A 13,443-nucleotide genomic window follows, 5' to 3' on the forward strand; every position below is an offset into this window, starting at 1 on the left:
GAACTGGCCGCCCGGCATCCCGCCCCCGCCGAAGCCCCCCGCCCCGCCGGAGCCGTCCGGAAAGCCGGATCCCGGGCCGCCGGGACCGCCCAGCGCGCCGGGTGCGTCCGGCATCGCGGCACCGGGGCCGCCGCCGTACGGGACTCCGCCGGCCAGGGTCATCGAGTCGAGCCCGGTGGGGTGCTGGAGGGTGGTCGGGTCGAGGACGCCGTCCGGCAGGGTGCGCGGGGTGGCGCCGGAGCCACCGGACCCGCCGGAACCGCCGAGGGTGGCGACCTGTCCGGCGCTGGTCATCCGCTCGACGTGCCCGGCGCTCTGCCGCAGCATCGTGTCGACGCTGGAACCGACCTGCCCCACGTACGTGTTGTAGGTGTCCGCCGCCGTCTTGATGCCCTCGGACTGCGCGATGTCGTCGTGCTTGCCCGCCGGGTTCTGCTCCATGTAGTCCTTGGCGTACTGGAGCTCCCGGACCATCTCGGTCTTGGTCTGGCTGACCGCCTCGTGGGCGCCGCGCAGCGACTGCGCCATCGCGGCCCCGGCGTCCAGGGTGGTGGCCGCGTGCGACTGGTCGTTGCCCGCGTACTTGCGCAGGTAGCGCTCGAAGCTGTCGGCGGCGGCACCGGACATGTTGGACATCGCGCGGTTCGCGCTGGCGACGATGGTGCGGACGGCGGGCTCGGCGGCCTTGTTCCAGGCGTCCCAGGCATCGGCCAGCTCGGCCAGCAGCTCTTCGTCGGCGTCGGGGAAGAGGATGCCGGAGCCGTGTTCGTTGCTCTGGACGACCTTGAGTACCTCGGCGAGGTCGGGCGGGAGCTCGATCATGACGGGTCGCTCTTTTCGGCTGGCTGGCCGGCTGGCCTGGGGCGGGCGGTGTGACGGGGGGAGAAATACGGTGTTTCGAGTCGTTGCTGACGGAACGTCCGCCGGGCGGGCGTCATTCCGCGGGTTCCGGCCCCGCGTCGGCCTGGCTGGAGCCGGACGGGGGATTCGGGGCCGGAGCGGCCGCAGCGGCCGGGCGTCCCGGATGCTGCGGCCCTCGACGTGGCACTAGAGGAGCATGTGCCCGCCGGCCGGAGCGTGCGGCTCCGGATCCGGGTCGGAGTCGCGCTCGTTGTACTCCAGGTCGGGCTTGTCCGGGTTGTGGAACTCCGGCGCGGGCTCACTCGAGGTGGTCAGGGTGACCGGGTCCTTCTGCGGTACGCGGGGGGTGATGTGGGCGGGGGTGACGGGGACCGGGTCACCGTCGGCGCGGGAGCCGTTCAGCCGCCGCAGCTCGGTGGCCTGCGCGTCGTCGGTCTGCCGGTACTGCTGGCACATCAGCTCCAGGTTGGCCGCCAGCTGGGCCGAGTTCGCGAGGTACTTCTTCACCCCGTCGAAGACCTGCTGCTGGTGCTCGGGAATTCCGCCGACGGACGAACCGCCGCCGGTCAGCGACTTGCCGACGGCGTCGGTGCCGTAGGCGGTCGGCTTGATCTGCTTGATCACGGCCTCCAGCCTGGCGGTCGGCGCCTCCATGTCGTCGAGCATGGTCCGGATCGCCTTGGCCGCCGCCTCGACCTCGTCGAGATCGATCTGGAACGATTTTCCGCTCACGGTGCTGCCCACCCTCTCCCCCCAGGCTCCCGCCCGGTCCCGTCCGGCCCGGTCCCACTCTGTCCCGGACCTCTAAACGATCACAAAACGCCGTCCCCGCCGGCCGGCGGGGACGGCCGTCCCCGGTCAGAGCACGGTCGCGCCGCCCGGGCCCACCACGTGCAGCCCGGCCTCGCCGAAGGCGATGGCGAGCGGGATCCGGTCCAGCCCGGCCTCGTTGAGCAGCGTGCCGCTGGAGACGTGCCACAGTCGCAGGGTGGCACGCTGGTCGCCCGCCGCCAACAGGGCCTCGCCGTCGAGGTTCTGGAGGACCATGCTCCGCACCGCGGCGTCGCTCCCGGCGAACTCCGCGGCCCGGCTGCCGTCCTGGGCGTCCCACAGCAGGACGCCGCCCGCGGCGCCGCCGCCGAGGACCACCTGACGGTCGCCCAGCAGGCCGAACGCGAGCGTCTCGACGGCTCCGGCGAGGCCGGTCAGTTCGGGTCCCGGGCGGCCGTCCAGGGCGTCCCAGAGCCGTACCACGCCGTCCGCCCCGCCGGTGGCGAGCATCCGGCGTCCCGCGACCGCGCCGACGGCCAGCGCGGTCACCCCGCGCGGGTCGGCCGCCAGCCGCAGCAGCGGGCGGCCGGTGACGGCGTCGCGGACCCGGACGGTGCCGTCCGCGCCGACCGAGACCAGCAGCGCGTCGCCGTCCTCGGCGGGGTCGGCGAACGCCAGTCCGGTGACCGCGCCGGTGTGCGGCGTCGGGACGGACAGCGGCACGCCGTCCCGCGGGTCGAGGCAGCGGACCGCGCCGACGGCGGTACCGCACACCACCAGGGTCCGGCCCTCGGTGGGGCACAGCGCGACCGAGGTGACCGGGCCGCCGTCCGGGGCGGTGACCAGCAGTTCGGTCCGCAGGGTCGCGTCCCACAGGCGCAGGGTGCCGTCGCCGTAGCCGGCCGCCAGCACCGGGCGGCCGTCCAGTTCGCCGGCGGCCAGCGCGTTGACCGGGTAGCCGGACCCGTCCGGGGTGCACTCGCCGAGGGCGGCACCGTTGTCCGGGTCCCAGAAGGCCAGTCGGCCGCTCTCGTCGCCGGTCGCCAGCACCAGCCGCCCGGCCGGGCGGACCGCGGCCACCCCGGTGAGCCAACGGCGCTCGGAGGTCCAGCCGTTGAGGGCCTTGCCGGTGAACACGTCCCAGGTCCGGATGGTGCCGTCGAGGGCGCAGGAGGCGAGCAGCGGATCGGCGTCCGAGGTGAGGAAGGCGAGCCCGGTGACCGTGGCGGAGTGGCCGGTCAGCACCGCGACCGGCTGCCCGGTGGCGAGGTCCCAGAGCCGGATCGAGCCGTCCAGCCCGGCGGAGGCCAGCAGCGCCTGGTTGCCCAGCGCGAGGACGGCGAGCACGGTCACCCGGTCGGTGTGGCCGACCAGCAGGTGGAGCTGCTCGCCGGTGGCGGCGTCCCAGACCCGGACCACCGCGTCGTCGCCGGCCGCCGCCACCAGGTCGAGGTCGGCGCAGCGGGCGTGGCACAGCGCGGTGGCGCCGCGCCCGGCGACCGGCAGCAGGCCGAGCGCCCGGCCGTCCTCGGCGTGCCAGGCCTGGACCTCGCCCTCGCGGCCGGCCGAGAAGACCAGCGGGACGCCCTGCACCGTACCGGCGGTGACGGCCTGTGCGCCCTCGCCGCCGGCGGTGCCGTGCAGCAGGGCGCCGGTGGCGGCGTCCCAGACCTGGACGGCGCCGTCCTCCCCGCCGACCGCGAACAGCTCGTGGCCGCCCGCCGCGCCGAGCGCGACGGCGGTGGGCAGCACGCCGGCGTCGGTGTCGGAGCCGCCCAGCGGGACCGAGCCCTCCAGGGCCGCCAGGCCGAAACCGAGGCCGGGCTCGGCCAGCGCGTAGGCGGGCCGGCCGGCCACCGTGCCGATGACGGCGGCGGGGCGGGAGCTGGGTTCGGCGGGCGCGGGGTCGGGTTCGTCGAGTGCGATCAGTGCGCTGGGCAGCCGGCCGGCCGCGGCCGGGTCGATCAGCTGGGCGGCCAGTGCCTCCAGGGCGTTGCCGACGCCGGGCAGCGGGGCGGCCGTGGCGTCGTCCCAGACCGTGTCCCCGGCCGGCAGTACGCCGAACACGGCGAGCCGGCGGGCGGCGGAGGGTGCAGCGAGGCCCGGGTCGGCCGGGTCGAGGCCCGGGCGCGCCTTGCGCAGCGCCGACAGGATGCGCTTGAGCAGCGCCGGGTCGATCCGCCCGGTGCGTACCACCAGGGTGTCGGCGGTGCGGCGGCCGGCCCGGACGGTGCCGTCGGCGCCGACGGCCAGTTCGACGTACCCGGCCGGCAGCGTCTCGTCCCCGGTGGTCAGCAGCAGGCCCGGGCCCCCCGGCGCTTCGGGCGCCGTCCCCTCGGGCACCGTCTCGTCGACCGGAGTTCCGGCTTCCTGCGACATTTCGCTCTCCTCTCGACGGGTGTCCCGTCGGTACGCTCGCCGCGAAACGCCCCCCGCGCGCGATCCTGAACCGGCGTCAGCAAAGGTCCTCGGGTACAAGGGTGGCGTACACGGCGTCGTGCAGCCTCTGGGTCCTGGAACTGCGGAACAGCTCCGAACGGAAGCCCGCACGGCGGAACCCGATATACGCACCAACCACCTGAACCGGCATGTTATCGACCGCAGCGTACGCGTCAATCCGCCGGAGCCCCAACTGCTCGAAGCCGAACCGGCAGACGAGGCGCAGCGCGGAGCTCGCCACCTTCATGCTGCGTGCCTCCGGCAGCAGCCAGACGGCGGCCTCGGCGGCGGCCTCGGCGGGCCGCAGGTCGACCAGTTCGGCCCAGCCGACCGACGGGCAGTCACCGAGGGCCACCGAGAAGTAGGCCGCCCGGCCCTCGGCCCAGAGCAGTGGGGGGACTTCGGCGATCCAGCGTTCGGCCGACGCCAGGTCCTGATGCGGGATCACGCCCTGCATGAACTCGCGGACCAGCGGGTCGCGGGTGCCGGCCAGCACGGTGGCGGCGTCGCGGGCCTCGGGGCGGCGGATCATCACCTGATCGTCCGTCAGAACCGGCACGGGAAGCGTGTTCAGTGGGCGCACGGTCAGCCCCCTTCGACGCGCCGGGGCGGCCATCAGATCACCTCTACGCGCGAAGATCAACCCGCCGCCCGGCGGGGGTGACCTGCACTCCGGGCGCACCCGGCGCCGCGTGCGCCACGGATCGGACACGAAGCGCCCGGCCCGTCCACCGTATCCCACCGGAGTGTCCGCACCGGCCGCCCGCCACCCGCCGCCGACGGCCGCCCGAGGACTTCACGCACCTGTTACCGACTGGTAACGATCCGCTCGACCGCCGTCCGCACGCGGCCGCCGGACCCGGTCTCCCCCTACGCCGGGCGGTGGCTCACCCCGGCGCCACCCGCAACGGTGACCCGGTCACCCTCCGGCCCGCGCCACCGTCCCGAGTGGCCCGGCCCGGACGAAAACTGACGGTATGGTGCGAAAAACCCAGGAAACTACCCGCCCGAGGTGTTCCCGTGCTCTGGCCCCTCGTCAGTCTGCTCGCCGTCGGCCTCGTGACCCTGGCGGCCGGGTGGGTGGTCGACCAGGCCCTCCAGCGGGCCGCGGCCAGGCACCCCGACGCACCGCTGTGGCCGCTGCTGCGCCGCTGCCGGGCGCCGCTCCAACTCGTCCTGCTGGCCACCCTGCTACTCGCCCTGCGCCCGGTGGAACACCTGCTCGACCTGACCGACGACCGGGTCCGGCACGCGCTGCTGCTGGTCCTCATCGCCGCACTGGGCTGGCTGACGGTCCGGGGGCTGGCCGCCGTCCTCGGCACGGTCCTCGGCCGGTACGAGACGGTCACCGAGGACGCGTCCCGGATCCGGCGCGTGCACACCCAGCTCGGCCTGCTGCGCCGGGTGCTCGACGCGCTGGTCTGGGTGGTCACGCTGGCCTCGATGCTGCTGACCTTCACCGCGATGCGCACCATCGGCGCGAGCCTGCTGGCCTCGGCGGGCATCATCGGCATCGTGGCCGGCATCGCGGCCCAGTCCACCCTGGGCAACTTCTTCGCCGGACTGCAGATCGCCTTCAGCGACACCGTCCGGATCGGCGACACCGTGGTGGTCGACGGCCAGCAGGGCACGGTCGAGGAGATCACCCTCTCCTACCTGGTGCTGCAGCTGTGGGACCACCGGCGTCTGGTCGTCCCGGTCTCCTACTTCGTCGGCAAGCCGTTCGAGAACTGGACCCGGCGCGACCCCGGTCTGCTGGCCTGGGTACTGCTGCACGTCGACCACACCACGGCCGTCGACGAGCTGCGCGAGGAGTTCCGCCGGGGACTGTCCCTCAGCCCCGGCTGGGACGGCCGGGAGTGGTACCTCCAGGTGGTCGACACCACCCCGAGCACCCTGGTGGTCCGGGCCGCGGCCACCGCCGCCACCCCGGACGACGCGGCGGAGCTGCGCTTCGCGATCCGCGAACGGCTGGTCGCCCATCTGCGGGACCGCCACCCGGCCGCACTCCCCCGGATCCGCACCGGCGACGGCCCGCCGGACGACGGCCCCTGACCACACCCCTCAGCACCACACCCCGCCTCAGCACCAAACCCCGCGGTACGGGTCGGCGATCAGGTGCGCGACCAGCTCCGTGCCGTCGTCCGAGGGCCCGAAATCGAGGAACACCACGGTGCCGGCGGCCTCCCTGGCGTAGCACCGCCCGGCACCGGGCCGCTCGGGCTGCGGCTGCCAGCCCTGCCGTCGCACCTCGGCCGTGTAACGGTCCGCCGCCTCGGCCATCGGGACGGACGGCCGGTACCGCTGCCGGACCTCCACGTGCCGGTCGTCCTCGTCGCAGCCGCCGGCCTCGGGCGGCCCGACCGGTTCGAGCCCTGCCGGGTGCGCGGGCAGGACCTGCTCGGACACCAGCCGCGGGCCGAGCCGCCGGTCCGCCGCCGAGCAGCCGTACAGGCCGCCGGTGGCGGCCCACCACACACCGGCACCGGCCAGCAGCGCGGCGGCGGCCAGCCCCGCCTCGATCTTTCTCGCCTTGGTCATGAGCAGGCAGGGTAGAGGGAGGCGGGGAGCGGCCCGGCAGGCGGGTACGGGGCCGAGCCGTGTCCGGCAATTCGCGCCGGATCAGCGCGCGGCGCTGCACGCCCGGCCGGACGTGCCGGCGGAGCCTCCTCGTACCGGGTCGTACTCGGGCGTTTCGCCGGTGCGTCCAGGCGGGCACCCACCGCCGTGCGCCCGGCGGGACCTGTCGGACACGGCCTAGAGCACCCGGGTCATCGTCCGGTGCGGGATGCCCGCGTCCTGGTAGACCGGGCCCTCCGCGGCGTAGCCGAGCCGCTCGTAGAAGCCGAGGGCCTGGACCTGGGCGTGCAGTTCCAGTTCGACGGCGCCGCGCTCGCGGGCCGCCTGCTCGATCGCCCGGACCAGCCGCGCGCCGAGCCCGGTGCCGCGGGCCTCCTGCCGGACGGCGAGCCGGCCGAGCAGCACCCGGCCCTCGACGCCGGTGAGCTTGAGCGCGTCGGCGCCGTGGATCAGCCGGCCGGTGCCGAGGGCGTGGCCGTCGGCGGCCACCGCGAGCAGGTGCACCGCGGTGGCGTCGAGGTCGTCGTACTCGAGCTCCTCGGGGACGCTCTGCTCGACCACGAACACCTCGTACCGCACGCCGCGCACCAGGTCCAGGTCGGCGCCGCCGGCGGCCTCACGGATCTCGGTCATGCCGCCCTCCTTCAGCTCTCGGAGGAGATGATGTCGAGGGCCTTCTGCAGGTCGGCCGGGTACTCGCTGTTGAACTGCACCCACTCGCCGTCCGAGGGGTGCTCGAAGCCGAGCTGGACGGCGTGCAGCCACTGGCGGGCCAGGCCGAGCCGCTTGGCGAGCGTCGGGTCGGCACCGTAGGTGAGGTCACCGACGCAGGGGTGGCGCAGCGCGGACATGTGCACCCGGATCTGGTGGGTGCGGCCGGTCTCCAGCTTGATGTCCAGCAGCGAGGCGGCCCGGTAGGCCTCGATCAGGTCGTAGTGGGTGACGGACGCCTTGCCGTCCCGGGTCACCGCCCACTTCCAGTCGGAGCTCGGGTGGCGGCCGATCGGCGCGTCGACGGTGCCGCTCATCGGGTCCGGGTGGCCCTGGACCAGGGTGTGGTACTTCTTCTCGGTGATCCGGTCGTGGAACTGCCGCTTGAGGTCGGTGTAGGCGCGCTCCGACTTGGCGACCACCATCAGGCCGGAGGTGCCGACGTCCAGGCGGTGCACCACGCCCTGGCGCTCGGCCGCGCCGGAGGTGGAGATCCGGTAGCCGGCGGCGGCCAGGCCGCCGATCACGGTGGTGCCGGTCCAACCGGGGCTGGGGTGGGCGGCGACGCCGACCGGCTTGTCGACGACCACGATGTCGTCGTCGTCGTGCACGATGCGCATGCCCTCGACGGGCTCGGCGACGATCTGCACGGGCGAGGCGGGGGCGGGGATCTCGACCTCCAGCCAGGCGCCGGCGGTCACCCGGTCCGACTTTCCGGCCACCGCCCCGTCGAGCGTCACCTTGCCGTCGGCGGCCAGCTCGGCGGCCTTGGTCCGGGAGAAGCCGAACATCCGGGCCAGGGCGGCGTCGAGTCGCTCGCCCTCCAGGCCGTCGGGTACGGGGAGGCTACGGGTCTGCGCTGCGGTACTCACCCGTACGAGTATGCCGGACCGCGAGTGCCCGCCCGACCCGCGGGCGCGGGCCCCGGCGCGGCCGGGTCCGGTCGCTACTCGGTGCGGTCGGTGGTGCCGGCGGCCGCGGTGTCGTCCTTGGCCTTGGCCGGCTGGTGGCTGGTGCCGTCCGGGTTGGAGCCGCGGAAGGAGAGCAGGACGACCAGGATGCCGCCGCAGACGATCGCCGAGTCGGCGAGGTTGAAGACCGCGAAGTGCTGCACCGAGACGAAGTCGACGACGTGGCCGCGGAAGACACCGGGCGAGCGGAACAGCCGGTCGGTGAGGTTGCCGAGGGCGCCGCCGAGCAGCAGGCCGAGCGCGACCGCCCAGGGCAGGCTGTACAGCCGGCGGGCGATCCGCCAGATCACCACGATGACGGCGGCGGCGATGGCGGTGAACACCACGGTCATCGCCTGGCCCATGCCGAAGGCGGCGCCGGGGTTGCGGATCACCTGGAAGGTCATGATGTCGCCGATCACCCGGATCACCGAGTGGTCGGGCTCCAGGCGGGCGACCACCAGCAGCTTGGAGACCAGGTCGATCACGTACGCCAGCAGGGCGACGGCCAGCAGGACGCCGATCCGGCGGCGGCGGACCGCGGACCGCGCTCCGCCGGCTGCGGTGGCACCGACCGCGGTGGCACCGCCCGGCTCGGCGGCTGCGCCGTCGGCGGGCTCGGCGATCTCGTCCAGGGCGCTCTCCGGCTCGTGCGGCACACGCGCGGTCGGGACGGCGTCGTCCTGGGTCTGGGGGGAACCTGGAGTGCTGATGATCCGCTCCGCTGCCTGTACAAAGTGGACCGGCCGGGTGGGCCGACGTTACGGGGACGAGCGTACGGCAATGACCAGCCGGACCGCCCGTCTCCCGTCTCCCGGGCCGGGGGTCAGCGGCGTTCCTGCTTGGCCTTGCAGGTGACGCAGAGCGTCGCCCGCGGGAAGGCCTGCAGCCGGGCCTTGCCGACCGCCTGGCCGCAGGACTCGCAGATGCCGAAGCCGACGCCCTCGAGTCTGGCCAGCGCCCGCTCGGTCTGGGCGAGGCTGTCGCGGGCGTTGTTGGCGAGCGCGAGCTCGCTCTCCCGGTTGATGTTCTTGGTGCCGGCGTCGACCTGGTCGTCGCCCGCGCCGTCGTTGGAGTCGCGCATCAGGCCGGTGATGGCGGCCTCGGAGGCCTCGATCTCGGCGACCAGCCGCTCCAGGTCCGCGTTCAGTTCGGCGTGCAGCTCGGCCACCTCGGCCGTGGTCCACGGCTCCTCGCCCGGGCGGACCGGCAGCTCGGCCGGGTCGACCGACTCGGCGCCGCCGCCCCGGGCGCCGGTGGCGGCCGGCACGTGGGTGCGGCTGGTGGTCGCGGAATGGCCGGTGGTGGTGCTGGTCTTACGCCGTGTAGTGCTCACGGTCCCCTCCCCTGGGTCGCCTGCCACAGCCTTGCGCGCCCGCTTGGTGGCGGTACCCGCACCTGTTGCCTTCTCAGCCATGGCTTCGACCTCATTTACGAATAATTCGAACCGCCGGTTCCCGGCGGTCTCCGGTGCCGGAACGATAATCCCCATCGAATCCGGCCACAACGGGACATACCGATACGCTCCGTGGAACCCACTCGGGCAGCCGTGACCGCTCGACCCGCACCCCGTTGCTGCCCAAGTTGTGCCCAGATCGTCATCCGCTAATCTCACGGCGCGTAGCGAACGCTGCGAAACCGGGTTGCCGGGGCCGATACACTGGGGCCTGCGAGGCGCTGATGGGACGAGTACCGACGTACGCAGCCGAGAGCGACCCGGGGACGGTGTGAGCCCGGGGGTGTGCGCGGCGGGAAGATCACCCCGGAGCCGCCGGAAGAGGGGCCCTGGGCCCGGTAGACCCGGCAGCAAGCCCTAAAACAAGAGGGCCGCAGGCACCATCGCGGTCAAGGAGGGTGGTACCGCGGGACGGCACGCCGTCTCGTCCCTCCGTCGGAAGCCAGTCCACGCATCCGCCGGAGGTAGACGCCCCCCATGACCACCTACAACGCCGTCCCCGCGCAGGTCGACCTGCCCGCGCTGGAGCACCGGATCCTGAGCTTCTGGCAGGACAACAAGGTCTTCCGGCAGAGCCTGGAGCAGTCCGAGGGCCGCCCCGAGTGGGTCTTCTACGAGGGCCCGCCCACCGCCAACGGCATGCCCGGCGCGCACCACATCGAGGCCCGCGTCTTCAAGGACGTCTTCCCGCGCTTCCGGACCATGAAGGGCTACCACGTCGCCCGCAAGGCCGGCTGGGACTGCCACGGCCTGCCGGTCGAGCTGGCCGTCGAGAAGGAACTCGGCTTCTCCGGCAAGCAGGACATCGAGGCGTACGGCATCGCCGAGTTCAACGCCAAGTGCCGCGAGTCGGTCACCCGGCACACCGACGAGTTCGCCAAGCTCACCGAGCGGATGGGCTACTGGGTCGACCTCGACGAGGCGTACCGGACCATGGACCCGGAGTACATCCAGTCCGTCTGGTGGTCGCTCAAGCAGATCTTCGACAAGGGCCTGCTGGTCCAGGACCACCGGGTCGCCCCCTGGTGCCCGCGCTGCGGCACCGGCCTGTCCGACCACGAACTGGCCCAGGGCTACGAGACCGTGGTCGACCCCTCGGTGTTCGTCCGCTTCCCGCTGACCTCCGGCCCGCTGGCCGGCCGGGCCGCGCTGCTGGTGTGGACCACCACCCCGTGGACCCTGGTCTCCAACACCGCCGCCGCCGTGCACCCGGACGTCACCTACGTGGTGGCCACCGACGGCACCGAGCAGCTGGTCGTCGCCGAACCGCTGGTCGGCAAGGCGCTCGGCGAGGGCTGGGAGACCACCGGCGAGTCCTTCACCGGCGCCGAGATGGAACGCTGGGCGTACACCCGGCCGTTCGACCTGGTCGCGATCGAGGACGCGCACTACGTCCTCAACGCCGACTACGTCACCACCGAGGACGGCACCGGCATCGTCCACCAGTCCCCCGCCTTCGGCGCGGACGACCTGGCGACCTGCCGCAAGTACGGCCTGCCGGTGGTCAACCCGGTCCGCGCCGACGGCACCTTCGAGGAGGACGTCCCGCTGGTCGGCGGCGTCTTCTTCAAGAAGGCCGACGAGACCCTGGTCGCCGACCTCCAGGCGCGCGGCCTGCTCTTCCGCCATCTGCCGTACGAGCACAGCTACCCGCACTGCTGGCGCTGCCACACCGCGCTGCTCTACTACGCGCAGCCGTCCTGGTACATCCGCACCACCGCGGTCAAGGACGCGCTGATCCGGGAGAACGAGGCCACCAACTGGTACCCGGAGAACGTCAAGCACGGCCGCTTCGGCGACTGGCTGAACAACAACATCGACTGGGCGCTGTCCCGTAACCGCTACTGGGGCACCCCGCTGCCGATCTGGCGCTGCGAGGAGGACCACCTCACCTGCGTCGGCTCGCTGGCCGAGCTGGGCGAGCTGACCGGCACCGACCAGGACGCCCTCGACCCGCACCGCCCGTACATCGACGACGTCACCTTCGGCTGCCCGCAGTGCTCCGGCACCGCCGTCCGGGTGCCCGAGGTGATCGACGCCTGGTACGACTCGGGCTCCATGCCGTTCGCCCAGTACGGCTACCCGTACAAGAACAAGGAGCTGTTCGAGAAGCGCTACCCGGCGCAGTTCATCTCCGAGGCGATCGACCAGACCCGCGGCTGGTTCTACACGCTGATGGCGGTCGGCACCCTGGTGTTCGACAAGAACGCGTACGAGAACGTGGTCTGCCTCGGGCACATCCTCGCCGAGGACGGCCGCAAGATGTCCAAGCACCTGGGCAACATCCTGCAGCCGATCCCGCTGATGGACCAGCACGGCGCCGACGCCGTGCGCTGGTTCATGGCCGCCGGCGGCTCCCCCTGGTCGGCCCGCCGGGTCGGCCACGGCACCATCCAGGAGGTCGTCCGCAAGACCCTGCTGACCTACTGGAACACCGTCGCCTTCCAGGCCCTGTACGCCCGCACCGCCGACTGGTCGCCGTCCGCCGCCGACCCCCGCCCGGCCGACCGTCCGCAGCTCGACCGCTGGGTGCTCTCCGAGCTGAACACCCTGGTCCGCGAGGTCGACCTCGCGCTGGAGTCGTACGACACCCAGCGAGCCGGCAAGCTGCTCTCCGGCTTCGTCGACGACCTGTCCAACTGGTACGTCCGGCGCGGCCGCCGCCGCTTCTGGCAGGGCGACGCCGCGGCGCTCGCCACCCTGCACGAGGCGCTGGAGACGGTCACCCGGCTGATGGCACCGCTGACCCCGTTCATCACCGAGCAGGTCTGGCAGGACCTGGTCGTCCCGGTCGCGCCCGACGCCCCTGCCTCGGTACACCTGGCCACCTGGCCGGTGGCGGACGAGACCCTGATCGACACCGAGCTGTCCAGGCACATGGCGCTGGTCCGCCGCCTGGTCGAACTCGGCCGCGCCACCCGCGCCGAGTCCGGGGTCAAGACCCGCCAGCCGCTGTCCCGCGCCCTGATCGCCGCCCAGGGCTGGGACGAGCTGCCGGCCGACCTGCGGGCGCAGATCACCGAGGAGCTCAACGTCTCGGTGCTGGAGTCGCTGGCGGAGGTCGGTGGTTCGCTGGTCGACACCACCGCCAAGGCCAACTTCCGGGCACTCGGCAAGCGCTTCGGCAAGGGTGTCCAGGACGTCGCCAAGGCGGTCGCCGCCGCCGACGCCGCCGCCCTCGCGGCCGACCTGCGCGCCACCGGCACCGCCACCGTGACGCTGGACGGCGAGTCCATCGCGCTGACCCCCGACGAGGTGATCATCACCGAGACCCCGCGCGAGGGCTGGGCCGTCGCCAACGAGGCCGGCGCCACCGTCGCCCTCGACCTGACGATCACCCCGGAGCTCAAGCGGCTCGGTGTCGCCCGCGACGCCATCCGCCAGATCCAGGAGGCCCGCAAGAACTCCGGCCTCGACGTCGCCGACCGGATCGTGCTGCGCTGGCAGTCCGCCGACGAGGAGACCGCCGGGGCCATCACCGAGCACGGCGGCCTGGTCGCCGAGGAGGTCCTCGCCACCGACTTCGCCACCGGCCCCGCCGACTGGGAGTCCGAGACCTTCACCGACGAGTCCCTCGGCCTCACCTTCCAGCTCCGCAAGGCCTGACCCCGCCCCCGCACCACCGGTGGCCGCCGCTCTCCCCCACGGGAGTCGGCGGCCACCGCCTTTTCCCCG

At 73.4% G+C, this 13,443-nt stretch carries 10 protein-coding genes and 1 pseudogene; 2 read left to right on the forward strand and 9 right to left on the reverse strand.

The features are described 5' to 3' along the window. From AA75_RS15495 to AA75_RS15510, 4 genes and pseudogenes are all read right to left on the reverse strand, one after another. A pseudogene (locus tag AA75_RS15495) lies at positions 1–822 on the reverse strand (hypothetical protein); the annotation flags it as partial. Between the two features lie 225 nt (positions 823–1,047). Beyond that, a complete protein-coding gene (locus tag AA75_RS15500) occupies positions 1,048–1,593 on the reverse strand; it encodes a hypothetical protein (RefSeq protein ID WP_149038161.1) in 546 nt (181 codons plus the stop codon). Between the two features lie 126 nt (positions 1,594–1,719). Next, on the reverse strand, positions 1,720–4,011 hold the full coding sequence (locus AA75_RS15505) for a WD40 repeat domain-containing protein (protein ID WP_033820606.1): 2,292 nt from the start codon (positions 4,009–4,011) through the stop codon (positions 1,720–1,722). 76 nt (positions 4,012–4,087) lie between these two features. Then, entirely contained in the window at positions 4,088–4,687 is a 600-nt protein-coding gene (locus tag AA75_RS15510; RefSeq protein WP_082526539.1) for a GNAT family N-acetyltransferase, read from the reverse strand. A 404-nt stretch (positions 4,688–5,091) separates the two neighbouring features. Between AA75_RS15510 and AA75_RS15515 the strand changes: the two genes are divergently transcribed. Next, complete coding sequence (locus AA75_RS15515) at positions 5,092–6,126, forward strand: mechanosensitive ion channel family protein (RefSeq protein WP_033820607.1); 1,035 nt, start codon at positions 5,092–5,094, stop codon at positions 6,124–6,126. A gap of 27 nt (positions 6,127–6,153) precedes the next feature. Here AA75_RS15515 and AA75_RS15520 read toward each other — a convergent pair whose 3' ends face one another. From AA75_RS15520 to AA75_RS15540, 5 genes are all read right to left on the reverse strand, one after another. Then, positions 6,154–6,612 (reverse strand): hypothetical protein, encoded by a 459-nt coding sequence (locus tag AA75_RS15520; protein WP_033820608.1) that lies wholly within the window; start codon positions 6,610–6,612, stop codon positions 6,154–6,156. 216 nt (positions 6,613–6,828) lie between these two features. Beyond that, a complete protein-coding gene (locus AA75_RS15525; protein WP_033820609.1) occupies positions 6,829–7,284 on the reverse strand; it encodes a GNAT family N-acetyltransferase in 456 nt (151 codons plus the stop codon). A gap of 11 nt (positions 7,285–7,295) precedes the next feature. Further along, positions 7,296–8,234: an RluA family pseudouridine synthase gene (locus AA75_RS15530; protein WP_033820610.1), complete on the reverse strand. Its 939-nt coding sequence runs from the start codon at positions 8,232–8,234 to the stop codon at positions 7,296–7,298. 74 nt (positions 8,235–8,308) lie between these two features. Continuing rightward, positions 8,309–8,971, reverse strand: a complete 663-nt coding sequence (gene lspA, locus AA75_RS15535; RefSeq protein WP_051812482.1) for a signal peptidase II — start codon at positions 8,969–8,971, stop codon at positions 8,309–8,311. A gap of 167 nt (positions 8,972–9,138) precedes the next feature. After that, positions 9,139–9,648, reverse strand: a complete 510-nt coding sequence (locus AA75_RS15540) for a TraR/DksA family transcriptional regulator (RefSeq protein ID WP_233289032.1) — start codon at positions 9,646–9,648, stop codon at positions 9,139–9,141. 597 nt (positions 9,649–10,245) lie between these two features. Here AA75_RS15540 and ileS point away from each other — a divergent pair. Further along, positions 10,246–13,374, forward strand: a complete 3,129-nt coding sequence (ileS, locus tag AA75_RS15545; protein ID WP_033820612.1) for an isoleucine--tRNA ligase — start codon at positions 10,246–10,248, stop codon at positions 13,372–13,374. Positions 13,375–13,443: the final 69 nt, after the last annotated feature.

This window comes from Kitasatospora sp. MBT63 (genome assembly GCF_000710465.2).
GTDB lineage: Bacteria > Actinomycetota > Actinomycetes > Streptomycetales > Streptomycetaceae > Kitasatospora.

Coding starts and splice junctions, on each gene's coding strand:
- AA75_RS15505 (WP_033820606.1), bottom strand. CDS start 4,011: ATGTCGCAGGAAGCCGGAACTCCGGTCGACGAGACGGTGCCCGAGGGG.
- AA75_RS15510 (WP_082526539.1), bottom strand. CDS start 4,687: ATGGCCGCCCCGGCGCGTCGAAGGGGGCTGACCGTGCGCCCACTGAAC.
- AA75_RS15520 (WP_033820608.1), bottom strand. CDS start 6,612: ATGACCAAGGCGAGAAAGATCGAGGCGGGGCTGGCCGCCGCCGCGCTG.
- AA75_RS15525 (WP_033820609.1), bottom strand. CDS start 7,284: ATGACCGAGATCCGTGAGGCCGCCGGCGGCGCCGACCTGGACCTGGTG.
- ileS (WP_033820612.1), top strand. CDS start 10,246: ATGACCACCTACAACGCCGTCCCCGCGCAGGTCGACCTGCCCGCGCTG.